Genomic DNA, 24,093 nt, shown 5'->3' with positions numbered 1-24,093 from the left:
CCGCCACCAGTAACCCGAACCAAGTTGAGCTGCCGTCCACCGGACGGCAGAACGGCCCAACCTTGCCCGGCAAAGCCATGCCTGATCAGAGAACCGTCATCCTCGACACGATCCGCCGCAACGGCGCGTTCGATGTCGTCGTCATGGGCGGCGGCATAAACGGCATCGGCGTTTTCCGCGAACTGGCGCTGCAGGGTCTGAGGGTGCTCTTAGTCGAACGCAATGATTTCTGTTCGGGCTGCAGTGCCGCCCCTTCGCGCATGATCCATGGCGGCCTGCGCTATCTCGAGAATGGCGAGTTCGGCCTGGTGCAGGAATCGCTGCGCGAACGCGACGCGCTGCTGGCCAATGCGCCGCATATGGTGCGGCCGCTGCCGACGACAATTCCGATCCGCTCCGTCTTCTCCGGGCTGATGAACGGCGCGGCAGGCTTTCTCGGGCTTTCGGAAACGCCTTCCAGCCGCGGCGCGCTGGCGATCAAGGCGGGCTTGGCGCTCTACGACTGGACGACGCGCAAGCGCCGGGTGCTGCCGCGCCACAATTTCCGTGGCGCCAGGGCGACCTTCGCGCAATGGCCGGCGCTCGACCCCAAACTGCGCTTTTCCGCCACCTATTACGACGCCTGGATCAGCTACCCCGAACGGCTCGGCATCGAATTGCTGCTCGATACCGCACGCCTGCTGCCCGACAGCCTCGCGCTGAACCGCGCCGAGATTGCGCGGGCGGGATCGGCCTTCGAGCTCACCGAGACGGTGGGTGGTGAAGGCTTCATCGTGACCGCCAAGGCGATCGTAAACGCGACTGGCGCCTGGCTCGATTCGGCGATCGCCCGGCTCGACTCCTCCGAAAAGCCCGCGGCGCCCCTGGTCGAGGGCACCAAGGGCTCGCACCTCATCCTCGACAATGAGCCGCTGTACCAGGCGCTCAGTGGCCACATGATTTTCTTCGAGAATGCCGACGGCCGCGTCTGCATCATGTTTCCCTATCTCGGCAAGGTGCTGGTCGGCTCGACGGACATCCGCGTCAGCGAGGCCGGGCGCGTGCCCTGCGAACCGGCCGAGACCGACTACATATTGGCGGCGGCGCGGTTGGTATTCCCGTCCATTCCGGTCCGTGCCGCCGACGTCGTCTTCACCTATAGCGGCATCCGGCCGCTGCCGAAGAGCGACCATGCCTTCACCGGCAGGATATCGCGCGGCCATTCCGTGCATCGCATAGCCGGCGACATCCCGCAGTTCTGCATGATCGGCGGCAAGTGGACGACCTTCCGCGCCTTCGCCGAACAGGCGGCCGACGACGTGCTGGCCGAACTTGGCCGCGAGCGCGTTTGCAGTACGCTGGCCCTGCCGATCGGCGGCGGCCTCGGGTTCCCCGAGAATCCGGCATCGCTGGCAACCGAGCTGGCGGGTGAGTTCGCGATCAGTGCCAACCGCGCCGCCTATCTCATCGATCGCTACGGCAGCGGCGCGCGCGACATCATCCTGTTCTGCCTCGGTCGTCCCGACGACACCAGGCTCGACGACAGGACCGAAACCACGACGGCCGAGATCGTCTATCTCGCCCGGCATGAGTTCGTGACCTGCCTCTCGGATGTTGTCTTGCGCCGCACGTCGCTTGCCATTGCCGGCGACATCTCGACGGTATCAATCGAGCGCATCGCGGATGCACTGGCCGCCGAACGCGGCTGGAGCGATCCGCACCGCGACGAGGAGATAAAAAGTCTCATCGCCGAACTCGACACCTATCACGGCGTCTCGCAAGAGATGCTCGACCAACGCACGATCCCAGGAGCAGAACATGAAAGTCAGCACCAAGGCCCGGATGAACCGGATGTTCACCAACGGCAATTGCCTCGACGTGGCGCTCGATCACGGCGTCTGCAATGAACCGGGGTTTCTCATCGGCCTGGAGGACATGCCACGTGTCATCGACACGCTGATCGCGGCAGGGCCCGATGCGCTGCAGCTCGCCTATGGCCAGGCCGATCTGCTGCAATCGCGACCGGACAAGGGCAAGCCGGCGCTGGTCATGCGCATCGACATGGGCAACCCTTACAATGCACAGCGCCACCGGGTGATGTGGTCGATGCTGCAGAACCATGACGAGCCGATCATCGGCGCGCTGGAAATGGATGCCGCCTGCGTCGTCGTCAATCTGTTCATGCTGCCCGACGAGCCGGAACTGTTTCGCCAATGCGTCGAAAACATCAGCAAGGTCCGCGCCGCCTGCCATCGCTACGGCATGCCGTTGATGATCGAGCCGCTGGTCATGCTGCCCAACGATATCAGGGGCGGCTACCAGGTCGACGGCGATGCGGAAAAGATCGTGACGCTGGTGCGTTTCGCCGCCGAAATGGGCGCCGACATCATCAAGGCCGACCCGACCGAGCACGCGGAAGATTTCCACCGCGTCGTCGAGGCGGCACGCGTGCCGGTGCTGGTGCGTGGCGGCGGCAAGGACGATCTCAAGACGGTGCTGGCAAAATCGTCAGCCCTGCTCAGACAAGGCGCCAAGGGGCTGGTCTATGGCCGCAACATCTATCAGCATGCCAATCCGAAGGCGGTAGTGAGTGCGTTGATGGCGATGATCCACAACGACGCCGGCGGCGAAGAGGCTTGGGACATCTACAACAATGGCTGATCAAGCCGCCTATCTGCTCGGCCTCGACGCCGGCAACACCATCATCAAGGCTGTGCTGTTCGATCATACCGGACGGCAGCTCGCCATGCATGCGGTCGCCGGCCGTTCGCACACGCCGGAGCCGGGCTATGTCGAGCGCGACCTCGGCGGCATGTGGGCCGATGCGCGCGACGCTATCCGCGCCTGCATCGCGCAGGCCGGCATCGATGCCCGCGGAATCGCCGCCATCGGTTGCGCCGGCCATGGCAACGGCCTTTATCTGGTCGACCGTGCCGGCGAACCGCTGATCGGCATCCAGTCGCTCGACACCCGCGCCGCCGGCATGGCGGCGGCCTTGGCGGCGCGAAATGCCGAAGCGCTGCACGCCATCTGCTTGCAAAAGCCATGGCCGGCGCAGACGCCGACCTTGCTGGCCTGGGTCAAGCAGCATGCGCCCGACCTTTATGCCGCGGCCGGCACAGCGATGCTGTGCAAGGATTTCATCACCTACCGCCTGACAGGGGAGCGGGGGAGCGACGTCTCCGACATGTCCGGTTGCGGCCTCGTCCGCATGCCCGAAGGCGTCTATGATTCCGAGCTTCTCGCGCTCTACGGCATCGAGGACGCGCAGGCCAAACTGCCTCGATTGCGCGAGAGCGCCGACATCGCCGGCGCGGTCACCGCGCAAGCGGCTGAAGAGACCGGACTGGCGGAAGGCACGCCGGTCATCGCCGGCTATTTCGACGTCGTCGCCAGCGCCATGGGAGCCGGCGTCGTGCGTCCCGGCGAAGCCTCTGTTATCGCCGGCACCTGGTCGGTCAATCAGGTCTTCTCCACCGCGCCGGTCGTCGACCCAGATGTTTTCATGGTGGCGCGCTTCGGTCCCGGCCGTTTCGTCAACATCGAATCCAGCGCTACATCGGCCGCCAATCTCGAATGGTATGTACGCGAACTCGTCGAGCGCGGTGCCCATTATGACGATCCGTTCGGCCACTGCAACGCGGCTGTCGGCGCGGTGACGCCAACCTGGGACGATCCGATGTTCCACCCGTTTCTCTACGGGTCGGGACAAGGGGCGGAGTTCCGCGCCGGCTTCTACGGCCTCGCCGGCTGGCATAGGGAAGGCCATATGCTGCGCGCGCTGTTCGAGGGCGTGATGTTCGAGCACCGGCGCCACATCAATGTTCTGAAGGACGCCGGTGTCAGCTTCGACAAAGCGGTCCTGTCCGGCGGCGGTTCGCGCAGCGAGCACTGGCCGCAGATCTTCGCCGACGGGCTTGGCGTGCCGATCACCGTCCCTGAAGCACGCGAGACCGGCGCACTTGGTGCGGCGATCGGCGCCGGGGTCGCGGCCGGCCTGTTCGCCGACTATGAGGCCGGCGTCGACGCCATGACCCGGTCAAGCGCCGCCTACCGTCCGAACCCGGCCATGCAGGACCATTACAACAGGCGTTATCGCGCCTATTGCGGCCTTGCCGATACGCTGCGATCGTTCTGGGCCGAACACGCCGCAGAACCGAGTAGAACACCGCCGAGTAAACCACCGCAATGACCCAACGGCTCGATGGCGACTACGACTACATCATTGTCGGCGCAGGCACCGCCGGCTGCGTGCTGGCCAATCGCCTGAGCGAAAACCCGGCGACGCGCGTGCTGCTGCTCGAGGCCGGCGGCAGCGACAATTATCACTGGGTGCATATCCCGGTCGGCTATCTCTATTGCATCGGCAATCCGCGCACCGACTGGATGATGAAGACTGCCCCCGAAGCCGGCCTGAACGGCCGCTCGCTGGTCTATCCCCGCGGCAAGGTGCTGGGCGGCTGCACCTCGGTCAACGGCATGATCTACATGCGCGGCCAGGCGGCGGACTACGATGGCTGGCGGCAGATGGGCAATGTCGGCTGGGGCTGGGACGATGTGCTGCCCTACTTCCTCAAATCCGAGGACCATCATGGCGGCAAGACCGAGCTGCATGGCTCCCGCGGCGAATGGAAAGTGGCGCGGCAACGCCTGTCGTGGCCGATCCTGAACACCGTGCAGGAGGCGGCCAAGGAATTCGGCATCATGCCGCGCGAGGATTTTAACGACGGCGACAATGAGGGGTCCGGCTTCTTCGAAGTCAACCAGAGCAAGGGCGTGCGCTGGAACACAGCCAAGGCATTCTTGCGCCCGGCGCTGCGACGGCCGAACCTCAGGCTGGTCGTCAACGCGCATGTCGAGACGGTGTTGTTCGAGGGCAAGCGTGCTATCGGCGTTTGTTATCGCGTCGGCGGCCAAACCATCGAGGCAAAGGCCAGGAGCGAGGTGCTGCTGACCGCCGGCTCGATCAACACGCCGAAACTGCTGGAGCTTTCCGGGGTCGGCGAGCCGGATCGCCTCGCCGCGCTCGGCATCGATGTGGTTCACGCCAGCCCCGATGTCGGCGAGAACCTTCAGGACCATCTGCAGATCCGCACTGTCTACAAAGTGTCGTCGGCGCTGACGCTCAACACGCTAGCCAACAGCCTGAGCGGCAAGGCGAAGATCGCGCTGCAATATGCCTTTGGCCGCTCGGGACCGATGTCGATGGCGCCGAGCCAGTTCGGCATGTTCTCGAAATCCGATCCGTCGATGGCGACGCCGGACCTGGAGTACCACGTCCAGCCCTTGTCTACCGACCGGCTGGGCGACCCGCTGCACCCGTTCCCGGCAATCACCATGTCGGTCTGCAATCTGCGGCCCGAGAGCGTCGGCTCGGTGCACGCTACGACGCGCGAGCTGGCCGTGCAGCCGGAGATCCGGCTGAACTACCTCTCTACGGCGCGCGACCGCGAGATCGCGCTGCGTTCGGTGCGCCAGGCGCGCAGCATCATGACCGCCAAGGCTCTTGCCGGCTTCCATCCGGAAGAAATCCTGCCTGGTCTCGCCCACCAGTCGGACGAGGACCTGCTGCACCAGATCGGCTCGATCGCCACGACCATCTTCCACCCGGTCGGCACCTGCCGGATGGGTGTCGACGACCGCGCCGTCGTCAGCCCGGACCTGCGCGTGACCGGTGTCGAGGGCCTGCGCGTCGTCGACGCCTCGATCATGCCGCGCATCGTCTCCGGCAACACCGCCTCGCCAGTGGTGATGATCGCCGAGAAGGCGGCGGATATGATCCGCCGGCCTGCATAGATGTGTGGGGGAGCGGGGGCTAGTTTAAGACCCCGGCACGTCGTAGATCGCCCTGACTTCGACGGTGCCGATTTCGGCCAGCGGAATTTTGCCGGCGATCTCCAGCGCCTGTTCGAGAGTGTCGGCTTCGATCATGACGAAACCAAGCAACTGCTCCTTGGTTTCGGCAAACGGACCGTCAGTGATCAGCCGCTTGCCTTGGCGCCGCCGCACCGTCTTCGACGTCTTCACCGATTGCAGCGCCTGCGCGATGATCAGCTTGCCTTGCTGGTCCAATGACCGATCATAGGCCATCGAATCGGCGTCGAGCTTGGCCAAACGCTCCGGCGTCATGGCATGGAGGTCCTTTTCCTCGCCGTAGACCAGACAGACATATTTCATTTCCAGCTCCCTTGCTGTGACGAAGCATATGCGATCACGGCGCCGGCGGCATCCCTGCCGGCAGCAGCGTGGTCGAGCACGCAGACCGCAATGCCGATCACGGCGACCGCAGCAAGCAGCCGGCCGAAGCCGGAAGGTCGCGAGCACTCGATCTCGTGTAGACGCGCGCTTTTGTCGGCGTCGTTCCAATGGGCAGAAAACAGATTGTTCATCTTGGATCTCCATCCGCCACGAGAATCCGTGGACGCTCGCAGGACGGCCGGCGCCGATGCAAGTCGACATTTTTGCACGCACATTTTTTCAGAAGAATTTGCAGGGCACGCCGGCGTCGCATCAGGCCGAAACAGCGCGGTGGTCTTCCCCTGCCGACGCGCTATAGTTGGAGGGAACGCCGCGTGGCCGGCGCTGTCGCTGTAATCAAGGAGAATCTTATGGACCGCACCGCAAACGCCGTCTGGAAAGGCAATCTGAAGGAGGGCACGGGCACGCTCGACAGCCAGAGCGGCACCTTGAAGGGCACGCCCTATTCGTTCAAGGCTCGCTTCGAGGACGAGAGCGGCAAATCCGGCACCAATCCCGAAGAGTTGATCGCGGCGGCACACGCCGGCTGCTACGCCATGCAGCTGTCGCATTTCCTGGCCGAGAACGGCACGCCCGCCACCGAGCTCGACGCCAAGGCGGTGGTGACGCTGGTGCCCGGCACCGGCATCACCGGCAGCGCCATCACCCTGATCGGCAAGGTGCCGGGCATTGATGCGGCGAAGTTCAAGGAACTGGCCGAGAAGGCCAAGGCGGAGTGCCCGGTTTCGAAGGCGCTGGGGGCCATCGCAGTGTCGCTCGACGCGAAGCTGGGGTGAAATGAAGGATTCGAAGTGAGAAACGCCGGCTTAACGCCGGCGTTTGCATTTTCCGAGGCCAGCGATCCGTCGCGCCAACGCTCCGGTGATAGTTAAGCCCCCAGCGCATCAAGCCGGGCACGAAGGGCTGCGACTTCCTGCTCCAGAGCCTCCAATCTCGCTTCTAGGTCGGAAGCAGGCAAGGCCGGCGCACTCCGCTGCACCGATAGCGCCGCGACGTCCACCGGTCCTGCGAGCAGATGCACAAAACGGTCCTCGCGCTGCCCCGGCCCGCGCGGTATTTCCTGGACGAGCGGTGGGCGGCGGCCGATCAGCATGTCGAGTTCAGCGCGCAGGTCTTCGATCGACGAAAACCGCGCCATGCGCTCAGCTCGCGCCAGCAGCTCATGCACCGTCTGCGGACCGCGCAGCAAAAGCAGGCCGATCACCGCGGTCTGCGGCCTCGTCAGCGAGAAGCGCTGCGCCATCTGATGCTCATAGCGCTCGACGCGCGAGCCGAACATCTGCCGCACCAGCCCCTTCTGCTCGAGCAACTTCAGCGTCCGATGCACCTCTGTCGGCTCGAGCGCCATGACAGGCTCGCGCGCCGTCTTCTGGTTGGCGGCTGCAAGTGCTGCATTCAGCGTCAGCGGATAGACATCCGGCGTCAGCTCCTTCTTCTCGATCAGGCAGCCGAGCACACGGGCTTCGACGGGATTGAGGATTGGAAGGTCTTCGCTCATTGGTTTGAGTATCCTTTCTAGCGCCGGCGAGACAGCGCCCCCCTTTGTCCTACCGGACATCTCCCCACGCGGGGGGAGATCGGCAGCTTCGCCGACAGCGCGCCATCCTTCAACCTTGACGGCCAATCTCCCCACCCGTGGGGGAGATGTCCGGTAGGACAAAGGGGGGCGCGAAGGATCGCCGCGTTCGAGATTGCCGCGAGCGAACTCGCCTCAACTAAACCCGCCGCTCCACCATCATCTTCTTGATCTCGGCAATCGCCTTGGCCGGGTTGAGCCCCTTCGGGCAGGTCTGGGCGCAGTTCATGATGGTGTGGCAGCGGTAGAGCCGGAACGGGTCTTCGAGATCGTCGAGCCGTTCGCCCGTGGCTTCGTCGCGGCTGTCGATCAGCCAGCGATAGGCCTGCAGCAGCGTCGCCGGGCCGAGATAGCGGTCGCCGTTCCACCAATAGCTCGGGCACGAGGTCGAGCAGCAGGCGCACAGGATGCACTCGTAGAGCCCGTCGAGCTTCTCGCGGTCCTCATGGCTCTGCAGCCATTCCTTGGCCGGCTCCGGCGACACTGTCTTCAGCCAAGGCTGGATCGAGGCGTGCTGGGCGTAGAAATTGGTGAGGTCGGGCACCAGGTCCTTGACCACCTGCATATGCGGCAGCGGGTAGACCTTGACGGCGCCGGAAATATCGTCGCAGCCCTTGGTGCAGGCCAGCGTGTTGGAGCCATCGATGTTCATGGCGCAGGAGCCGCAAATGCCTTCGCGGCAGGAGCGGCGCAACGCCAGCGCCGGGTCGATCTTGTTCTTGATCCAGAGCAGCGCATCGAGCACCATCGGCCCACAATCGTCCATGTCGACGAAATAGGTGTCGATGCGCGGGTTCTCGTCATCGTCGGGCGACCAGCGGTAGATGCGGTATTCCCTGAGGTTGGTGGCGCCCTGCGGCTTCGGCCAGGTCTTGCCCGGCTGCACCTTTGAGTTCTTGGGAAGCGTGAGTTCGACCATTACCTCTGGTCCTTTCGGATGACGAGCTTCGGCACCATGGTCAGTACACCCTGGCCTTCGGCGCGATCTTGGCAAGGCTGATGCCGCCATCCTTTTCCGCCAACAGCGGCTCGGTGTGCACGGGACGATAGCTGAGGCTCACCTGGCCGTCCTCGCTTAGCCGGGCCAGCGTATGCTTGCGCCAGACAATGTCGTCGCGGGCCGAGAAATCTTCGCGCGCATGCGCGCCGCGGCTCTCCTTGCGCGCCTCGGCGCCGTAGACCGTGGTGATGGCGTTGGCCATCAGATTTTCCAGCTCCAGCGTCTCGACCAGATCGGAATTCCAGATCATCGAACGGTCGGAGACTTTCAGGTCCTTGAGCTCGGTCCATATCTGCGAAATGCGCTTGCAGCCGTTTTCGAGCGACTCCTGTGTGCGGAACACGGCGGCGTCTTCCTGCATCGCCTTCTGCATTTTCTCACGCAGAACAGCGGTTGGCGTCGAGCCATTGGCGTGGCGCAGCCGGTCGAAGCGGTCCATGATGTTTTCGACCGAGGCTTCGTTGGGCGAAGGGATAGCCGAATTACGGTCGATGACCTGGCCGGCGCGGATTGCGGCGGCGCGGCCGAACACCACCAGATCGATCAACGAGTTCGAGCCCAGCCGGTTGGCGCCGTGCACGGAGGCACAGCCGGCCTCGCCGACCGCCATCAGCCCGGGTGACACCCGGTCAGGATTCTCGACCGTCGGGTTCAGCACCTCGCCCCAGTAATTGGTCGGCACGCCGCCCATATTGTAGTGCACCGTCGGCAGCACCGGGATCGGCTCCTTGGTCAGGTCGACGCCGGCGAAAATCCTGGCCGATTCCGAAATGCCCGGCAGCCGCTCATGCAGCACGGCCGGATCGAGATGGTCGAGATGCAGGAAAATATGGTCCTTGTTCTTGCCGACCCCGCGGCCTTCGCGGATCTCCAGCGTCATGCAACGCGAGACGACGTCGCGCGAGGCCAGGTCCTTGGCCGACGGCGCGTAGCGTTCCATGAAGCGCTCGCCCTCGGAATTGACGAGATAGCCGCCCTCGCCCCGCGCGCCTTCGGTGATCAGGCAGCCGGCGCCGTATATGCCTGTCGGATGGAACTGCACGAACTCCATGTCCTGCAGCGGGAAGCCCGCCCGTGCCGCCATGCCGCCGCCGTCGCCTGTACAGGTGTGCGCCGACGTCGCCGAGAAATAGGCGCGGCCATATCCGCCGGTCGCCAGCACCACCATCTTGGCGGAGAAGCGATGGATGGTGCCGTCGTCGAGGTTCCAGGCGACGACGCCGGTGCAGGTGCCGTCCGGCTCCATGATCAGGTCGAGCGCAAAATACTCGATGAAGAACTGCGCATTGTTCTTCAGCGACTGGCCGTAGAGCGTGTGCAGGATGGCGTGACCGGTGCGGTCGGCGGCGGCACAGGTGCGCTGCACCGGCGGGCCGTCGCCATAATTCATCATGTGGCCGCCGAACGGCCGCTGGTAGATCTTGCCCTCTTCGGTGCGCGAGAACGGCACGCCGTAATGCTCGAGCTCGTAGACCGCCGCCGGTGCCTCGCGCACCAGATATTCCATGGCGTCGACGTCGCCCAGCCAGTCCGAACCCTTGACGGTGTCGTACATGTGCCACTGCCAGGAGTCCGGACCCATGTTGGACAGCGACGCGGCAATGCCGCCTTGTGCCGCTACCGTGTGCGAGCGGGTCGGGAACACTTTGGTGATGCAGGCCGTGCGCAGGCCCTGCTCGGCCATGCCGAGCGTGGCGCGCAGGCCGGCGCCGCCGGCGCCGACGACGACCACGTCGAACTTGTGGTCGACAAAGGTATAGCCGGTGGCCGATTTCGCGTCCTTGGCCAAATCAGCCTCCGAATGCCAGTTTGAGCAGGGCGAAGATCGAGGCGACGCCGACCGCTATGGTGAAAAACGTGCTGAGTGCGATCAGCGCCAGCTTCATGCCTTCGGCATGCACGTAATCCTCGATAATGACCTGCATGCCGACACGCATATGGGTGAGACCGGAAACGAGCACCAGCGCCAACACCAGCGCCACGAACGGACTGGCGAGCGCCGCCCGCACCTCGGCGAAGCCGGCGCCATTGAGCGCGATCAGGAACCCGACGAAGAACAGTATCAGGGGGATGTTGGCAATGGCCGTCAGCCGCTGTCGCCAGAAATGCCCGGTGCCTTCGCGGACCGAGCCCAGACCGCGGACCTTGGCCAGCGGCGTGCGCATATCGTTGTTGTTCGTGCCGCTCATCACAAGGTTCCCCGCGCCACGTAGCCGGCGACCCAGATCAGCAGCGTGAGCAGGATGGAACCGGCGAGGGTCGCCCAGGCGATCTTCGATGCCGTGTGTTTCTCCAGCCCGGCGCCGGTGTCCCAGACGAGATGGCGCACGCCGCCCAGCATGTGGTGCATCAGCGCCCAGGTGTAGCCGAACAGGATGAGCCGGCCGAGCCAGGTGCCGAAGGCCCAGTTGATCCAATCGAAAGCGCCTTGCGAACTCGCCGCCGCCATCAGCCACGCGGCGACCAGCAGCGTGCCGAAATACAGCGCCCCGCCAGTGATGCGATGAATGATCGACATCGTCATGGTGATCGGTGGGCGGTAAATCGTCAGGTGCGGCGAGAGCGGCCGTTCACGTCTGGCGGTTCGGGTGGCTGGTGATTTGCTCATGGCTGCCCCAGTTCGATGTCCGGAGCCGCGGTGGAAAGCGGCACTTACCGCCTCGATATATGACTTCAGACAGCCGGTTTCTAATGCTCTTTTTGCACCGCGTCAAAGCCGGAAAATCGTTTTGAAAACGTCATTTAGTCTGACAAAAGGCTGCTGTTTCGCTTCAATCGATTTGGCCACCGTCGAAAGCCGGCGCACCGTTCGCTGCAGTGCGGCATTTCCTTTGCAATCGACGCTAGGCTATCGTTTGCAGGTCTGTGGTGTCGAGCCCCTCTTCATCACCAGCGCCTCGCGCGCGTCGATCACGATTGCGTCATGCGACGCGGCTTCCTGGTAGCGGCTGGACTGGTTGGCGGGTGATGCGGCAAACTCCTCGGTCGTGCCATCGGGCCTGACAACGCGCAACGCCGTGCCGAGGTTCTGGATGGTGATCATGCCGCCATTGCCGCATCTGTAAGTTGCCGTGCCGACAGCAGACCGCGGCGCGGTAAGGTCGGTGACGATCTTGGCTGAAGGTGCGGCAGGCGCTGTCGGAGCCGTTGCGGAAGCCGGGGGCGCCACAGGTGCGGCGGACTGCTGAGCCGGCACGGGCGCGACAGTGGGTGGTACGGTATTCACCGCCGTCGGCGCGCCGTTCTGCGGCACGCAGGCTGCGGCAGTCAGCAAGGGGATCGACAACAGCGTCACCCGAAACGTCCGGCGTAACGCCATATGCTGTCCTCCTGCGCGGCTAACTAGCCGCGATGTTCCACCAAGATCAAGCTCACCCGACGTCAGCGTAGTTGTGTGCGTCGCGGCCGATGGTGCGGGCAAGCATGGCCGAATGATGACGCCCGGGTTTTCCATCCCGTCGGATATTAACCATGTTTGGCGAGAGATCGCCGCCGGATGCGCCTGCCCTCTTAACAAAGGTTAAGAAAAGGTTAATTTCCGATTCGATCGGGTCCACAGCTGAGAGGACACCATGCTTTCGAATTCAGGAAGAGCGCGCCTTGCGGCGCTTGTGCTGGCGACAGCCAGTCTCGGCTTCGCCGCCCCGGCAATGGCCTGGTCGCGCCATCATGACCGTGTCTATGCCGATTCCCTGGGCAATCTCGTCATCGACAGCGCCGCCGGCTACAAGCGCATCATTGTCGGCCAAGGCAGGCTGGCCAAGAAATTGTCCGACTACACCAGCGCCGGTCAGCCGGAAGCGGAACCGGAAGTCCTTTATGAAGACGAGGCGGATCACATCTCCAGGCGTGGCTGCTACCAGCCGCCGGTGTTCGTGAAGGGCCGCTCCTATATGTACGGCCTCTCCGACGGCGAAATGCCCAACCTCAGCCCTTGCCGCTGATGATCCGGCACGGCCGAGAGGCCGTTTAAGCGAGACGCTAACCGACGCTGCCTGTATCCGGGATGAACACCGTTTCGGCCCGCTCATAGGAAAGCCGCACGCTGTCGCGGCCGTTCTTCTTGGCCTTGTAGAGCGCTTCGTCGGCGCGCCGCATCAGCGGCTCCAGCCCTTCGTCGCCGGTGCGCGCCGCGACGCCGAAGCTCGCGGTCACCCTGGTGCCCGGCGGCAACCCGTCGACACTGCCGGCCGAATAGTGCGTGCGCACGGCTTCGGCAAACAGCCGCGCCGTGGCAAGATCGCTCAGCGACAGAAGCACGGCGAACTCCTCGCCGCCGATGCGGCCGGCAACCGCACGCGTGCCGGCGGCCGCGCGAAGCTTGGCGGCGAAGTCGGCGATCACCTGGTCGCCCGCGGCATGTCCATATTTGTCGTTGAGCGCCTTGAAGTGATCGAGATCGGCCAGCACCAGCGCGACCGGCACCTTGGCGGCGGCGCAGTGTTGCAGCACCAGCAAGGCGCGCTCCTCGAAACCCCTGCGGTTGAGCAGGCCAGACAGCGGGTCGGTGTGCGTCTCGGTCTTCAGCGCCTTCATCACGTCGAGCGCAGCTGCCGAGAACAGGCAGAGCGCGATCAGCAACGACAGCAGCGCGTGCGTCAAAAGCGCCGTCGTCCAGTAGGACGAGCCATAAAACCCGTCATAGCTGGTGAACGGCCCGTGCGAGATGACGACGAGCAGCGTGCGGCCGATGAAGTTCAGCCCGGACAGCAGCGACAGTACGAACAGGATTTTTTCCGTCGGGCCGTTCTTGCGCACGGCGCGCAGCTCGGCGGCGACCAGCAGGCTGAGGCCGCCAAAGCCGAAATTGATCGACAGGATGCGCCAAGTTAAGTCCGGCTGGACGAACAGGAACCAGCAGAATGCGACTATCCCGCCACCCGCCAGAATGCCGATCGCGATATAGGGCACGCGCCTGCCGTAGCGCGAGATGATCGCACCGACGAGGCAGCAGGCGGCGAGCGTGAAGCAGAGGTTGGAGACCAGCTTGGTCAGCACCATGCCGCCGGGCAGCGTGAAATACTGCAGCAGGAAGCCGGGCGCGGACACGCAATAGCTCGTGCCGAGCACAGCCAGATAGGGCCGGTGGCGCTGGTAGAACCACAGCACGAGGAACGCCGCGCCGAGCGCCAGCGCGATCGTCGGATTGAGCAGCGCTATGAACAGGCCGGTGTCCAAAGGACGGTGACTTCCCCGCTTGACGTCAGGGAAGACCTTAGAGCGCAAGCCCCAACAAGCGGTTAAGCCGGGACGAATATGCAAGTCGCCACTCATGAAGCTGCTGCACGGAACCGGGACCTGAGGCAGGCGTTTCGTGACAGCAATCAAGGAGAAGTTATTCATGGCCGACACGATCACGCTGACCGACCACGAAGCAATTCGCTCATGGGCCGCAGGGCGCGCCGGATTTCCGGCGATCGTCGATGTATCGCCCGAAACCGGAACGCAGCCGTTGCTGAGGCTCGTCTTCGGCCAGCACGCCTATCAGGACCAGGATCAGCCTGAACGCCCGGTCAACGCAGGCGGCTACGAGCTGGTCGAATGGGACGAGTGGTTCAAGATCTTCGACGAGCGCGAACTGGCGCTGGTGGTCGCGGCCGACGAACCCGGCAGCCGGGAGGAATTTCATGAAATCATCCGGCGTGCCGGCTAGGGCATATACCCCAAGGGTCTTAGAGCGGCGCGCTTTAAACAAAACCCCGAACGGTTTTGCCGTTCGGGGTTTTGCATACGCTCAGATCAGGCTTGAACCAGTCTGCGCTATTTCCAGTCGCGGATGTCGACGAAATGGCCGGCGATCGCCGCCGCCGCCGCCATGGCCGGCGATACCAGATGGGTGCGGCCCTTGAAGCCCTGCCGGCCTTCGAAATTGCGGTTCGAGGTCGAGGCGCAGCGCTCATGCGGCTTCAGCCGGTCGTCGTTCATGGCCAGGCACATCGAGCAGCCCGGCTCGCGCCAGTCGAAACCGGCGGCAATGAAGATCTTGTCGAGACCCTCGGCCTCCGCCTGTTCCTTGACCAGACCGGAGCCCGGCACGATCATCGCATCGACATGCGCACTCACCGTCTTGCCTTCGACCACCTTGGCCACCGCACGCAGATCCTCGATGCGGCCATTGGTGCAGGAGCCGATGAAGACGCGGTCGAGCGTGATGTCGGTGATCTTCGTGCCCGGCGTCAGCCCCATATAGTCGAGCGCGCGGATCTTTGACGTCCGCTTGTTCTCGTCCGTGATCTCTTCCGGATTGGGAACGACGCCCTGCACCGAAACGACGTCCTCGGGCGAGGAACCCCAGGAGACGATCGGCGGCAGCTTGGCCGCGTCGAGCACGATCACCTTGTCGAAATGCGCGCCCTCGTCGGACTGCAGCGTCTTCCAGTATTCGAGCGCGGCGTCCCACGACGCGCCCTTCGGCGCGCGCGGCTTGCCCTTGACATAGGCGAAGGTGGTTTCGTCGGCCGCGATCAGGCCGGCGCGCGCGCCGCCCTCGATCGACATGTTGCAGATTGTCATGCGGCCTTCCATCGACAGCGCGCGGATCGCCTCGCCGGCATATTCGATGACATAGCCGGTGCCGCCGGCGGTGCCGATCTCGCCGATGATGGCCAAGATGATGTCCTTGGCGGTGACGCCTTCCGGTAACTGGCCATCGACACGCACCAGCATGTTCTTGGCCTTGCGCTGGATCAGCGTCTGGGTCGCCAGCACATGCTCGACCTCGGAGGTGCCGATGCCATGTGCCAATGCGCCGAAGGCGCCATGCGTCGAGGTGTGGCTGTCGCCGCAGACAATGGTCATGCCAGGCAGCGTGAAGCCCTGCTCCGGCCCGATGATGTGGACGATGCCCTGGCGGATATCGTTTTCGGAGTAATATTCGACGCCGAAATCCCTAGCGTTCTTGGCCAAGGCCTCGACCTGGATGCGGCTTTCCTCGTTCTTGATGCCGAACTTGCGCTCGGGCGAGGTCGAGACATTGTGATCGACCACGGCCAGCGTCTTTTCCGGATGCCGGACTTTTCTGCCGGTCATGCGCAGACCTTCGAAGGCCTGCGGGCTGGTCACTTCATGGACGAGATGGCGGTCGATGTAGAGCAGACAGGTGCCATCATCCTGGCGGTCGACGACATGGTCGTCGAAAATCTTGTCGTAGAGGGTGCGCGGTGCGCTCATGTGCGTAAATCCGTCGATTTGCAAAAAGGGGAAGGGCAGACGCGCGAAGCCTTCGGCGCGGCGAAAGCGGCTTAGCTAAGTCGGCTGGTGAGCGCGCCGGAAATGCGCGAAGAGAAACGCGACGGCAGGCGTTTTCTGTCCTGCAGCACGAAACCCTTATAGGCCGGATCGCCAAAAAGCTCTTCCATGGCGTGGCTCATACCAATGTTTTGGCTTTTCGGCAATTGCGGCGTGTTTTCCCTTCTCCCCTTGTTGTGGGAGAAGGCGAAGAGGGCGGCGCTCAAACCACCTCGAATACGAAAGTCTTCACCAGCGCGTCCGGCTCGGCGATCGCATAGCAGCGGAACCATGGGCTTTGCTCGACCGGCTGCCATTTCCCGGCCCGTTCCAACCCGTCGAACACGGCCTGGAAGCCACCGCTGTCGAACACCTGGTCGCGCACGGTGAAGATAGCGTGGCCGCCTTTCCTGGTGATGCGGACAAGCTCGTGCAGGCCGGACGCCGGCGCATGGCTGATGGTGAACACGCCAGTCGAGAAGAAGGCGCGGAAATGCCCGTCTGGCCAGGGCAGCGGCCCGCCGAGCATTGCCTGCTTCAGATCGCCATAGGCATTGCGGCTGCCGGCGATCTTCAGCATGTCGTCGGAGAGGTCGAGCCCGGCAATGTCGTGATAACCCAGCGCCTTCAATGACGGGCCCGACAGGCCGGTGCCGCAGCCGGCGTCGAGCAGCGGGCCTTCACCCACCTTCACATGGCGCGCCACCCAGGCGGTGATCAGGAACGGCAGCAGATAGCCGAGCGAAGCGGTCTCGCCGTCATAGGTCGCGGCCCAGTCTGCATAGGCCTTGGCCAGCCCTTCCGGCGTGTCGGCCGAATAGACGGTACCCAGCGCCGCATTGGCCTTGTCGATCGTCATCGCCTGCATCCTCCGGAATCCTGTCCTCCGCGATCGTAGCCGTGCCCGCGTCGGACTTCTATTCCTGCTGCGCCCGCCGCAGTCGTTGCTCCAGCCCCCGCAGCGCCAGCGACAGGCTGACGGTGAGGATGAGATAGATATAGGCGACGATCGTATAGGTCTCGAAGAAGCGGAACGAGCCGGCGGCGTAGATCTTGCCCATCTGCGTGATGTCGGCGACGCCGAGCACCGAGACCAGCGAGGAATCCTTGACCATGGCGACGAAGTCATTGCCGAGCGGCGGCAGGATGGTGCGGATCGCCTGTGGGAAGACGATCAGCCGGAAGCGCTGCGTGCGCGTCAGCCCGAGCGCCTTGGCAGCCTCGATCTGGCCTTTCTCGACCGACTGGATGCCCGCGCGAAAAACCTCGGAGATGAAGGCGGAATAACCGATGGTCAGCGCCATGATTGCACGCCACAACAGCGACACGTCGCGCACCAAAAGCTCGCCGAGATAGCCGGCGTTTTGCAGCGGCGCGGTCAGCGCATTCCACGCAGCCACGAAGGCCGGCGCGCCGGCGAAGGCGATCCAGAACAACAGCACCAGGATCGGCACGCCGCGGATGATTTCGACATAGAAACGAGCGATCTGCCTGAGCCAACGCGACCCCGACAACCCCATCAGCGCAACGCCGAGCCCGGTGGCGGAAGCCAGCGCGAAGGCGACCACGGTGACAAGAATGGTGATGCCGATGCCTTTGGCGACGGTGGCAAAAACCTGGGCGTAGAGATCGCTGGCGGCAATGGAGAGCGCAGCGACGACGGCGAGCGCGATCGCGGCGGCAAGCCACCAGGGGAAATCGGATTTGAGAGTCGAAGCGGGGGGCGTGGCCATCAGGGCGCTTCACCCTCCCCCTTGTGGGGAGGGTCGGCGAACAAGCTTTGCATCGCAAAGCTGGTGAGCCGGGGTGGGGGTCGTGACAAAGCGCCGGCGCTGGCACCCCCACCCCGCTCCGCTTCGCGGATCGACCCTCCCCACAAGGGGGAGGGTAAGGAGTCGGACATCACTGCCCCATCTTGTAGTCGAGAAACCACTTCTTGTTCAGCGCCTCGATCGTGCCGTCGGCCTTCAGCGCCGCGATCGCCGCGTTGACCGGCTTCACCAGATCCGAGCCCTTCGGGAAGATGAAGCCAAAATCCTCGGTGCCGAGCGGGCCGCCGATCAGCTTGAGCTTGCCGCCGGAGGCATCGACATAGCCTTTGCCGGCGGTGCCGTCGGTCAGGACGACATCGACGTCGCCGGATTTCAGTGCCTGCACCGAAGCGCCGAAGGTCTCGAACTGCTTGATGCGCGGGTTCTGCTCATTGCCGTCGAGCACGCTGTAGACGGCGGTGTAGAACGGCGTCGTTCCGGCCTGCGCGCCGATCAACCCGTCCTTGAAGGCGGCGAAGGTCTTGGCGTCGGTGAAGCGGCTTTCATCGGCGCGCACCAGCATGAACTGCTCCGAACGCATATAGGGGTCGGAGAAATCGACCTTCTCCTTTCGGTCGTCCTTGATGGTGATGCCGGTCATGCCAATGTTGTACTGGTTGTCGGAAACCGCCTGGATCATCGCGTCCCAGGAGGTGTTCTGGTACTCCACCTTGAAGTTCAGCCGCTTGGCGATTTCGTCCATCGCGTCATACTCCCAGCCGATCTGCTTGCCGGTCTTGGCGTCGATGAACTGCAGCGGCGGATAGGCGTTTTCCGTCACCACCACGACCTTCTTGCCGCCGAGATCGGGCAGCGCATCGGCCGCCCATGCAGCGACGGGCGCGAGGAAACAGGCCGCGAGGGCGGCCAGCAGCAGCTTCGATTTGGTCATGACACGCTCCAGGATGAGAAGCCCGCTTGCAGCCGGGCTCGCATGAAAATCCAGGCGCGACTTTAGCCGTCCGCAGACGGCTTGCAAGCCGGTCCGGTGCTCAGCGTCCGGTGAAAGCGGATTCCAATGCCTTCAACCAACGCGGTTTTAGAACGCCCCGTGGTCGGAATTTATTCCGTGATTGCGCCGCCGGCAAACCAGGCCCCTCCTGGACACGGGAACCCGTCAGATGACGGATCAGGATGGTGACGTCGCCTCACGCAGCTTGGCGACAAATCCGGTCAAGGTCCGGTGCAGCGACTTCAGCTCCTCGACTTCCAGCGGCATGGCGCAGGCAAGGCCTGCGGATACGTCCTTGATGCGGGCGCGCAGCGCCTGGCCCTTGGCAGTCGGTTCGACCAGCACGCGGCGCTCGTCGGCCGGATCGCGACGGCGGGTGACGAGACCAGCCGCTTCCATCCGCTTGAGCAGAGGCGTCAATGTCGCCGAATCCAGCCCCAGCGCCTCGCCGAGTTCGCCGACCGTGCTCGGCGCATGCTGCCACAGCGCCAGCATCGCCAAATATTGCGGATAGGTCAGGCCGAGCGGGTCAAGCAGCGGCCGATAGAGCTTGGTCATCAGCCCGCTCGCCGAATAGAGCGCGAAGCAGAGCTGCTGGTCGAGGCGCGGAACGGCGATCCTCCCGGCGGTGTCCGCCGGGACTTCGCTGGCCCTGGTTTCGGTCTTCGTCGTCATGCTGCCTTTGCCGGAAGCGCCACGGTCGAAAGCGCCACCTCGACATTGCCTTTGATCGCATTGGAATAGGGGCAAATCTGATGCGCGGCCGATACAAGCGCTTCCGCCGCCGCCTGATCAAGGCCTTTGGTCTCGGCGGCCAGTGCGACACCAAGTTTGAAGCCTTCACCATTGGGAAGCAGGCTGACGGTGGCGCTCACCGCCGCATCGTCCAGCGGCAGCTTCTGCTTGCGTGCGACGAAGCGGATGGCGCTTTCGAAGCAGGCGGCATAGCCGACCGCGAACAGCTGCTCGGGATTGGTGGCGCCACCCTGTCCGCCGAGCTCCTTCGGCAAAGCGAGGTCGACCTTCAGCAGGCCGTCGCTGGTCTCGCCGTGGCCGGCGCGGCCGCCGGTGACGCGAGCCTGTGTGGTGTAGAGTGCCATGTCAGTTCTCCATTTTATTTGTACACTATCATTTAGTGTACAAGATAATTCGAGTCAACAGCCATGGCCAAACTCTCGGCCGGCAATCGTTCACAGTCTGGTGAAACGAAAAAAGGCGGCCGAAGCCGCCTTTTCAAAATCCTTGGACCAGGTTTATTCGGCCGGGGTCGCTTCCGCCGCCTTTGCAGCCTCGTCGGCGGCCTTGGCGGCTTCGTCGACGGCCTTCTTCTCGGCGGCTTCCTTGGCGGCCGTCTCGGCGGCCAGCGCCTGGGCAGCGGCAACCTTCTCAGCTTCGATGCGGGCCTTCTCGGCGTTCAGCGCGTCGCGTTCCTCATCGTTCAGCTTGCGGGCGCGCACGCCGGTGTTTTCCGAAATACGGGCCGACTTGCCGCGACGGTCGCGCAAATAATAGAGCTTGGCGCGGCGCACCTTGCCGCGGCGCACGATCTCGACGCCTTCGACCATCGGCGAGTAGACCGGGAAAACGCGCTCGACGCCTTCGCCGTAGGAGATCTTGCGGACGGTGAAATTTTCCTGGAAGCCGGCGCCGGCGCGGGCGATGACGACGCCCTCATAGGCCTGGACGCGGGTGCGGGTGCCTTCGGTCACGCGGACCTGGACGCGCACGGTGTCGCCGGGCTGAAACTCGGGAAGCTTGCGCTTGGCTTCGATCTTGGCGGCCTGTTCGGCCTCGAGCTGACGGATGATATCCATCTCAAAAGTCCACTTCTTGTTCTTCCGACAGTCAGAGCGTCCGACACTCGCCTTGCAGTTCCTATGACCGCTTGGCTATGCCCTTTGTCCCCGAGACATCTTGTCTTCGAAACATTGGGCAGGGGCGACTACACCGTCATTGTTGACGGGTCCGGGAGATTTTTCTCGCCAGTACGGGCGGGCACATACAGCTATTTCACTGACTTGTCACGCCTTGGCCCTGTCTTTTTTGGTCGCATGCCACCACGCAATCGTCCAGTGCGGGGTTGCGCCGACCCTTCAAGCTTCCTAATCCGGGGGCAGCACTCTTGTCCGGCGGCCTCACAATGTCTGCTTTCGACGCAGTCCTGCTCTTCCTCGCGGGTTTTCTGTCAGGCGCCGTCAACGCCGTTGCCGGCGGCGGCACCTTCATAACCTTCGGCGCCATGACGCTGGCCGGCCTGCCGCCGATCGTCGCCAACGCCACGTCCTCGGTAACGCAGTTTCCCGGTTACATCACCTCGACGCTGGCTTACTGGACCGACATCAAGCATTTCTGGCGCGGCGCGCTGCTGCTTTGCCTGATCTCGGCTTTGGGCGCGCTGGCTGGTGCGCTCATCCTGCTGGCGCTCTCAAATCCGTCGTTCCGCGCCCTCGTGCCGTGGCTGCTGCTGGCCGCAACCGCCTTGTTCGCCGCCGGGCCGTGGCTGAAACCAACGCCGAAGCCTGGGCATGAAGCCACGGTCGGCTCGCTGGCCGGTTCGCTGGCGCAGTTCGCTACCGCCATCTATGGCGGCTTCTTCGGCGCCGGCATGGGCGTCATGATGCTGGCGACGCTCGGCCTGACGCAATCCGGCGACTATCACCGGCTGAACGCGCTGAAGAACATGCTGGCCGTGGTCATCGCCGCCGTTGCCATACTGGTCTTCGTTTCCGGCGGCGTCGTCGCCTGGCCGCAGGCGATTGTCATGATCCCCGGCGGCGCGCTCGGCGGCTATGCCGGTGTCTGGATCGCCAAGCGCGTGCCGCAGAACGCCGTGCGCGGCTTCGTCATCGCCGTCGGCCTGTTTCTGGCCGTCTACTATTTTGCCAAGGGCTGAGCGGCGAGCAAATCCGGCCGGCGCTCCCTGGTCAGCTTCTCGGACTCGGCGCGCCGCCACGCGGCGATCTTCTTGTGATTACCGGAGACCAGCACGTCGGGGATGGGGCGGCCTTCGAACTCCTGTGGCCGCGTGTAATGCGGGTGTTCGAGCAGGCCGTTCTCGAAACTTTCTTCCTCGCCCGACACCGCATTGCCCATGACGCCGGGCAACAGCCGCACAACGGCGTCGAGCAGTACGAGCGCCGCCGGCTCGCCGCCCGACAGGATGAAATCGCCGATGGAGACCTCTTCCAGTCCACGCGCCTCGATCAGCCGCTGGTCGACGCCCTCGAACCGGCCGCAAACGATGACGGCGCCTGGCCCGCCAGCCAGTTCGCGCACGTGCGCCTGCGTCAGCGGCTTTCCACGCGGGCTCATCAGCAAACGCGGCCGCGGATCGCCCGCCGGCGACGTGTGGTCGATCGCCTTGGCCAGCACATCGGCGCGCATCACCATGCCGGCGCCACCGCCGGCCGGCGTGTCGTCGACGGTGTGATGGCGATCGCTGGCGAAGTCGCGGATCTGGATAGCTTCCAGCGACCATGTCCCGACTTCGAGCGCCCGTCCGGCCAGCGACAGGCCTAGCCCGCCCGGAAACATCTCGGGATAGAGCGTCAGCACCGACGCCTTGAACGTCACCGGTTGCCTCCGGCTTCGCGCGGCCCGCGCGGTCGGCCCTTCGCGCCGAAATCTTCTTCGCGCGGCGCGTCGCCATCCTCATCCTCGACAAGGCCGGCGGCTGCCGGGTCGACGCGGAGAAAACCTTCGGCAATCGAAACCTGAGGCACGGCGGCCTGGGTGAACGGGATCAGCACGCCTTTGCGCCCGCCGAGGGTAACGTCGAGAATGTCGCCGCCGCCGAAATTATGCACCGCCACCACCTTGCCGATGACCGCGCCCTTATCGTCGCGGACTTCAAGTCCGACGAGATCGGCGTGGTAGAATTCGTCCTCCTCGCCATCGTCGGGCAGCATCGAGCGGTCCACGAACAGCTCGGTTCCGGCCAGCGCCTCGGCGGCATTGCGATCGGCAATGCCCTTGAAGCGCACCACCACGACGGTGTTGGCCGGCCTTATGTCGGTGATCTGGAAAACGCGGCCGTCCTTGGCATAGAGCGGCCCATAATCGGCCAGCGCCATCGGCTCGCCAGTGAAGGTCTTCACCCGCAATTCGCCCTTGATGCCGTGGGCGGCGCCGATCACGGCCATTTGCACGGAGTTCTGGGGCTTCGACATGGCTGATATCCTTTGCCCTGCTCTAGCGCCCTACCGGCGTCATTTCAATGATCGCCCGTGGCCATTTCAATGACAGGTTCTTCACCGCTTCCTAACCCGGCTGCCTGACAATGGCGGCATGCAGGAATTTCTCATCCCGGCAAAGCCCGACCTCCAGGCAGCGCGCGAAAGCTGGCTGAAGATGCTGGCGCGCGAGCGCCGGCTGTCGCCGGCGACCGTCGAAGCCTATGAGCGCGACACGCGCCAGTTCCTGCATTTCCTCACAGGGCATCGCGGCGACTCGCCTGGTCTTTCCGACATCGCGACTCTCCGCCCGGCCGATCTGCGCGGCTTTCTTGCCGCGCGGCGCAACGCCGGCGCCGGCGCCCGCACGCTCGGACGCGGCCTCGCCGGCATCCGCTCGCTGCTGCGCTTCCTCGAACGGCGGGGTCTCGCCAATGCCGCCGGTGCCGCGGCGTTGCGCGCGCCGCGCCAGCCGAAATCGCTGCCCAAGCCGCTGACCGCCAGCGATGCCAAACATGTCGTGTCGGTGGAAGGCCAGCTGGCTGAAGAGCCCTGGATCGCCGCCCGCAACGCCGCCGTGCTGACGCTGCTTTATGGATCGGGCCTGCGCATTTCCGAAGCGCTGGGCCTCAGCGCCGCCGACCTGGCAGCGGAAGCCGACACCGTGCTGCGCGTCACCGGCAAGGGTGGCAAGACACGGCTGGTGCCGGTGCTGCCGGTGGCGCTGCGGGCAATCGCCGAATACCGAAAACTTTGCCCCTATCATCTCGACCCCAAGGGCCTGCTGTTTCGCGGCGCCCGCGGCGGGCCGCTCAACCCGGCCATCGTCCAGCGCGACATGGCCAGGCTGCGCTCGGCGCTGAACCTGCCCGACACCGCGACGCCGCACGCGTTGCGCCATTCCTTCGCCACCCATCTGCTCGGGCGCGGCGGCGACCTGCGCACCATCCAGGAACTGCTCGGCCACGCCAGCCTGTCGACGACGCAGGTCTATACCGGCGTCGACACCGCAAGACTGCTCGAGATTTACGAATCCGCCCATCCCCGCGCGTGACACTGTATAAGTCCAGGACAATTTCCCCACGTCGGTTAACCGTTTCGCCGCTTTTCAGTCCTAG

Annotated in this window: 27 protein-coding genes; 9 read left to right on the top strand and 18 right to left on the bottom strand. The window is 64.3% G+C overall.

All coding sequences use genetic code 11. The features are described 5' to 3' along the window. The first annotated feature begins 77 nt into the window (after positions 1-77). From NKI31_RS19240 to NKI31_RS19225, 4 genes are read left to right on the top strand one after another with little or no spacing between them, the layout of a single operon-like run. On the top strand, positions 78-1,886 hold the full coding sequence (locus NKI31_RS19240; protein WP_352652339.1) for a glycerol-3-phosphate dehydrogenase/oxidase: 1,809 nt from the start codon (positions 78-80) through the stop codon (positions 1,884-1,886). After that, positions 1,798-2,640, top strand: coding sequence for a class I fructose-bisphosphate aldolase (locus NKI31_RS19235; protein ID WP_352652338.1), 843 nt, complete (start codon positions 1,798-1,800; stop codon positions 2,638-2,640). Before NKI31_RS19240 ends, NKI31_RS19235 begins: the two co-directional genes overlap by 89 nt. Then, positions 2,633-4,171 (top strand): FGGY-family carbohydrate kinase, encoded by a 1,539-nt coding sequence (locus tag NKI31_RS19230; protein ID WP_352652337.1) that lies wholly within the window; start codon positions 2,633-2,635, stop codon positions 4,169-4,171. Before NKI31_RS19235 ends, NKI31_RS19230 begins: the two co-directional genes overlap by 8 nt. Beyond that, a complete protein-coding gene (locus NKI31_RS19225; protein ID WP_352652336.1) occupies positions 4,168-5,775 on the top strand; it encodes a GMC family oxidoreductase in 1,608 nt (535 codons plus the stop codon). Before NKI31_RS19230 ends, NKI31_RS19225 begins: the two co-directional genes overlap by 4 nt. 24 nt (positions 5,776-5,799) lie before the next feature. On the opposite strand, the gene NKI31_RS19220 is transcribed toward NKI31_RS19225, so the two are convergent. Continuing rightward, entirely contained in the window at positions 5,800-6,156 is a 357-nt protein-coding gene (locus NKI31_RS19220; RefSeq protein WP_023670506.1) for a YciI family protein, read from the bottom strand. Then, on the bottom strand, positions 6,153-6,368 hold the full coding sequence (locus tag NKI31_RS19215; protein WP_023834681.1) for a hypothetical protein: 216 nt from the start codon (positions 6,366-6,368) through the stop codon (positions 6,153-6,155). Before NKI31_RS19215 ends, NKI31_RS19220 begins: the two co-directional genes overlap by 4 nt. A 219-nt stretch (positions 6,369-6,587) precedes the next feature. Between NKI31_RS19215 and NKI31_RS19210 the strand changes: the two genes are divergently transcribed. Continuing rightward, complete coding sequence (locus NKI31_RS19210) at positions 6,588-7,013, top strand: OsmC family protein (protein ID WP_023807689.1); 426 nt, start codon at positions 6,588-6,590, stop codon at positions 7,011-7,013. 92 nt (positions 7,014-7,105) lie between these two features. Here NKI31_RS19210 and NKI31_RS19205 read toward each other — a convergent pair whose 3' ends face one another. The 6 genes from NKI31_RS19205 to NKI31_RS19180 all read right to left on the bottom strand — a co-directional run bounded on the left by NKI31_RS19205 (position 7,106) and on the right by NKI31_RS19180 (position 12,132). Continuing rightward, positions 7,106-7,735: a YceH family protein gene (locus tag NKI31_RS19205; RefSeq protein WP_352652335.1), complete on the bottom strand. Its 630-nt coding sequence runs from the start codon at positions 7,733-7,735 to the stop codon at positions 7,106-7,108. Between the two features lie 217 nt (positions 7,736-7,952). Then, positions 7,953-8,732, bottom strand: a complete 780-nt coding sequence (locus tag NKI31_RS19200) for a succinate dehydrogenase iron-sulfur subunit (protein WP_352652334.1) — start codon at positions 8,730-8,732, stop codon at positions 7,953-7,955. Between the two features lie 40 nt (positions 8,733-8,772). Beyond that, positions 8,773-10,602 carry a succinate dehydrogenase flavoprotein subunit gene (gene sdhA / locus NKI31_RS19195; protein WP_352652333.1) on the bottom strand — a complete coding sequence of 610 codons (1,830 nt, stop codon included), beginning with the start codon at positions 10,600-10,602 and terminating at the stop codon, positions 8,773-8,775. Between the two features lies 1 nt (position 10,603). After that, on the bottom strand, positions 10,604-11,002 hold the full coding sequence (gene sdhD / locus NKI31_RS19190; RefSeq protein WP_352652332.1) for a succinate dehydrogenase, hydrophobic membrane anchor protein: 399 nt from the start codon (positions 11,000-11,002) through the stop codon (positions 10,604-10,606). Continuing rightward, positions 11,002-11,421 (bottom strand): succinate dehydrogenase, cytochrome b556 subunit, encoded by a 420-nt coding sequence (gene sdhC / locus NKI31_RS19185; protein ID WP_352652331.1) that lies wholly within the window; start codon positions 11,419-11,421, stop codon positions 11,002-11,004. Before sdhC ends, sdhD begins: the two co-directional genes overlap by 1 nt. A gap of 240 nt (positions 11,422-11,661) precedes the next feature. After that, positions 11,662-12,132 carry a hypothetical protein gene (locus NKI31_RS19180; protein ID WP_023709350.1) on the bottom strand — a complete coding sequence of 157 codons (471 nt, stop codon included), beginning with the start codon at positions 12,130-12,132 and terminating at the stop codon, positions 11,662-11,664. A gap of 253 nt (positions 12,133-12,385) precedes the next feature. Between NKI31_RS19180 and NKI31_RS19175 the strand changes: the two genes are divergently transcribed. Then, positions 12,386-12,757 carry a hypothetical protein gene (locus NKI31_RS19175; protein ID WP_023687709.1) on the top strand — a complete coding sequence of 124 codons (372 nt, stop codon included), beginning with the start codon at positions 12,386-12,388 and terminating at the stop codon, positions 12,755-12,757. Positions 12,758-12,794: 37 nt separating this feature from the next. Here NKI31_RS19175 and NKI31_RS19170 read toward each other — a convergent pair whose 3' ends face one another. After that, positions 12,795-13,991: a GGDEF domain-containing protein gene (locus NKI31_RS19170; RefSeq protein ID WP_352652330.1), complete on the bottom strand. Its 1,197-nt coding sequence runs from the start codon at positions 13,989-13,991 to the stop codon at positions 12,795-12,797. A 163-nt stretch (positions 13,992-14,154) separates the two neighbouring features. Here NKI31_RS19170 and NKI31_RS19165 point away from each other — a divergent pair, with 163 nt between their 5' ends. Then, on the top strand, positions 14,155-14,466 hold the full coding sequence (locus NKI31_RS19165) for a hypothetical protein (protein ID WP_023670517.1): 312 nt from the start codon (positions 14,155-14,157) through the stop codon (positions 14,464-14,466). 107 nt (positions 14,467-14,573) lie between these two features. Here NKI31_RS19165 and leuC read toward each other — a convergent pair whose 3' ends face one another. The 7 genes from leuC to rplS form a co-directional block, all read right to left on the bottom strand. After that, complete coding sequence (gene leuC / locus NKI31_RS19160) at positions 14,574-15,983, bottom strand: 3-isopropylmalate dehydratase large subunit (RefSeq protein WP_023670518.1); 1,410 nt, start codon at positions 15,981-15,983, stop codon at positions 14,574-14,576. Between the two features lie 280 nt (positions 15,984-16,263). Beyond that, entirely contained in the window at positions 16,264-16,899 is a 636-nt protein-coding gene (locus NKI31_RS19155; protein WP_352652329.1) for a class I SAM-dependent DNA methyltransferase, read from the bottom strand. Between the two features lie 58 nt (positions 16,900-16,957). Further along, positions 16,958-17,773 (bottom strand): amino acid ABC transporter permease, encoded by an 816-nt coding sequence (locus tag NKI31_RS19150; RefSeq protein WP_023745410.1) that lies wholly within the window; start codon positions 17,771-17,773, stop codon positions 16,958-16,960. A 169-nt stretch (positions 17,774-17,942) separates the two neighbouring features. Beyond that, a complete protein-coding gene (locus NKI31_RS19145) occupies positions 17,943-18,743 on the bottom strand; it encodes a transporter substrate-binding domain-containing protein (RefSeq protein ID WP_023687705.1) in 801 nt (266 codons plus the stop codon). A 237-nt stretch (positions 18,744-18,980) separates the two neighbouring features. Continuing rightward, positions 18,981-19,478: a MarR family winged helix-turn-helix transcriptional regulator gene (locus NKI31_RS19140; RefSeq protein ID WP_023683877.1), complete on the bottom strand. Its 498-nt coding sequence runs from the start codon at positions 19,476-19,478 to the stop codon at positions 18,981-18,983. Further along, positions 19,475-19,903 (bottom strand): organic hydroperoxide resistance protein, encoded by a 429-nt coding sequence (locus NKI31_RS19135; RefSeq protein ID WP_023670524.1) that lies wholly within the window; start codon positions 19,901-19,903, stop codon positions 19,475-19,477. The genes NKI31_RS19140 and NKI31_RS19135 overlap by 4 nt, the downstream gene beginning before the upstream one ends. Positions 19,904-20,056: 153 nt before the next feature. After that, positions 20,057-20,617 carry a 50S ribosomal protein L19 gene (rplS, locus tag NKI31_RS19130; RefSeq protein ID WP_023687704.1) on the bottom strand — a complete coding sequence of 187 codons (561 nt, stop codon included), beginning with the start codon at positions 20,615-20,617 and terminating at the stop codon, positions 20,057-20,059. Between the two features lie 326 nt (positions 20,618-20,943). Here rplS and NKI31_RS19125 point away from each other — a divergent pair, with 326 nt between their 5' ends. Then, positions 20,944-21,696 carry a sulfite exporter TauE/SafE family protein gene (locus NKI31_RS19125; protein WP_352652328.1) on the top strand — a complete coding sequence of 251 codons (753 nt, stop codon included), beginning with the start codon at positions 20,944-20,946 and terminating at the stop codon, positions 21,694-21,696. On the opposite strand, the gene trmD is transcribed toward NKI31_RS19125, so the two are convergent. After that, positions 21,678-22,376, bottom strand: coding sequence for a tRNA (guanosine(37)-N1)-methyltransferase TrmD (gene trmD / locus NKI31_RS19120; RefSeq protein WP_023726048.1), 699 nt, complete (start codon positions 22,374-22,376; stop codon positions 21,678-21,680). The two genes, NKI31_RS19125 and trmD, sit on opposite strands and share 19 nt — an antisense overlap. Further along, on the bottom strand, positions 22,373-22,972 hold the full coding sequence (gene rimM / locus NKI31_RS19115; RefSeq protein WP_023818319.1) for a ribosome maturation factor RimM: 600 nt from the start codon (positions 22,970-22,972) through the stop codon (positions 22,373-22,375). Before rimM ends, trmD begins: the two co-directional genes overlap by 4 nt. 118 nt (positions 22,973-23,090) lie before the next feature. Here rimM and NKI31_RS19110 point away from each other — a divergent pair, with 118 nt between their 5' ends. Continuing rightward, on the top strand, positions 23,091-24,029 hold the full coding sequence (locus NKI31_RS19110; protein WP_352652327.1) for a tyrosine recombinase XerC: 939 nt from the start codon (positions 23,091-23,093) through the stop codon (positions 24,027-24,029). Positions 24,030-24,093: the final 64 nt, after the last annotated feature.

This window comes from Mesorhizobium sp. M0659 (genome assembly GCF_040320605.1).
In the GTDB taxonomy this organism is placed as follows: Bacteria; Pseudomonadota; Alphaproteobacteria; order Rhizobiales; family Rhizobiaceae; genus Mesorhizobium.
The sequence above is the reverse complement of the archived record's forward strand: the minus strand, read 5'-3'. Positions and strand labels throughout refer to the sequence as shown.

Bases quoted from the DNA above. Each gene is read 5' to 3' on its own strand.
- sdhC (WP_352652331.1), bottom strand. From the start codon at position 11,421: ATGAGCAAATCACCAGCCACCCGAACCGCCAGACGTGAACGGCCGCTC.
- NKI31_RS19175 (WP_023687709.1), top strand. From the start codon at position 12,386: ATGCTTTCGAATTCAGGAAGAGCGCGCCTTGCGGCGCTTGTGCTGGCG.
- NKI31_RS19235 (WP_352652338.1), top strand. From the start codon at position 1,798: ATGAAAGTCAGCACCAAGGCCCGGATGAACCGGATGTTCACCAACGGC.
- leuC (WP_023670518.1), bottom strand. From the start codon at position 15,983: ATGAGCGCACCGCGCACCCTCTACGACAAGATTTTCGACGACCATGTC.
- NKI31_RS19240 (WP_352652339.1), top strand. From the start codon at position 78: ATGCCTGATCAGAGAACCGTCATCCTCGACACGATCCGCCGCAACGGC.
- NKI31_RS19165 (WP_023670517.1), top strand. From the start codon at position 14,155: ATGGCCGACACGATCACGCTGACCGACCACGAAGCAATTCGCTCATGG.
- NKI31_RS19180 (WP_023709350.1), bottom strand. From the start codon at position 12,132: ATGGCGTTACGCCGGACGTTTCGGGTGACGCTGTTGTCGATCCCCTTG.
- sdhD (WP_352652332.1), bottom strand. From the start codon at position 11,002: ATGAGCGGCACGAACAACAACGATATGCGCACGCCGCTGGCCAAGGTC.
- NKI31_RS19150 (WP_023745410.1), bottom strand. From the start codon at position 17,773: ATGGCCACGCCCCCCGCTTCGACTCTCAAATCCGATTTCCCCTGGTGG.
- NKI31_RS19110 (WP_352652327.1), top strand. From the start codon at position 23,091: ATGCAGGAATTTCTCATCCCGGCAAAGCCCGACCTCCAGGCAGCGCGC.
- NKI31_RS19220 (WP_023670506.1), bottom strand. From the start codon at position 6,156: ATGAAATATGTCTGTCTGGTCTACGGCGAGGAAAAGGACCTCCATGCC.
- NKI31_RS19145 (WP_023687705.1), bottom strand. From the start codon at position 18,743: ATGACCAAATCGAAGCTGCTGCTGGCCGCCCTCGCGGCCTGTTTCCTC.
- NKI31_RS19215 (WP_023834681.1), bottom strand. From the start codon at position 6,368: ATGAACAATCTGTTTTCTGCCCATTGGAACGACGCCGACAAAAGCGCG.
- rplS (WP_023687704.1), bottom strand. From the start codon at position 20,617: ATGGATATCATCCGTCAGCTCGAGGCCGAACAGGCCGCCAAGATCGAA.
- NKI31_RS19225 (WP_352652336.1), top strand. From the start codon at position 4,168: ATGACCCAACGGCTCGATGGCGACTACGACTACATCATTGTCGGCGCA.
- NKI31_RS19155 (WP_352652329.1), bottom strand. From the start codon at position 16,899: ATGACGATCGACAAGGCCAATGCGGCGCTGGGTACCGTCTATTCGGCC.
- NKI31_RS19200 (WP_352652334.1), bottom strand. From the start codon at position 8,732: ATGGTCGAACTCACGCTTCCCAAGAACTCAAAGGTGCAGCCGGGCAAG.
- NKI31_RS19230 (WP_352652337.1), top strand. From the start codon at position 2,633: ATGGCTGATCAAGCCGCCTATCTGCTCGGCCTCGACGCCGGCAACACC.
- NKI31_RS19125 (WP_352652328.1), top strand. From the start codon at position 20,944: ATGTCTGCTTTCGACGCAGTCCTGCTCTTCCTCGCGGGTTTTCTGTCA.
- NKI31_RS19135 (WP_023670524.1), bottom strand. From the start codon at position 19,903: ATGGCACTCTACACCACACAGGCTCGCGTCACCGGCGGCCGCGCCGGC.
- NKI31_RS19210 (WP_023807689.1), top strand. From the start codon at position 6,588: ATGGACCGCACCGCAAACGCCGTCTGGAAAGGCAATCTGAAGGAGGGC.
- NKI31_RS19205 (WP_352652335.1), bottom strand. From the start codon at position 7,735: ATGAGCGAAGACCTTCCAATCCTCAATCCCGTCGAAGCCCGTGTGCTC.
- NKI31_RS19140 (WP_023683877.1), bottom strand. From the start codon at position 19,478: ATGACGACGAAGACCGAAACCAGGGCCAGCGAAGTCCCGGCGGACACC.
- rimM (WP_023818319.1), bottom strand. From the start codon at position 22,972: ATGTCGAAGCCCCAGAACTCCGTGCAAATGGCCGTGATCGGCGCCGCC.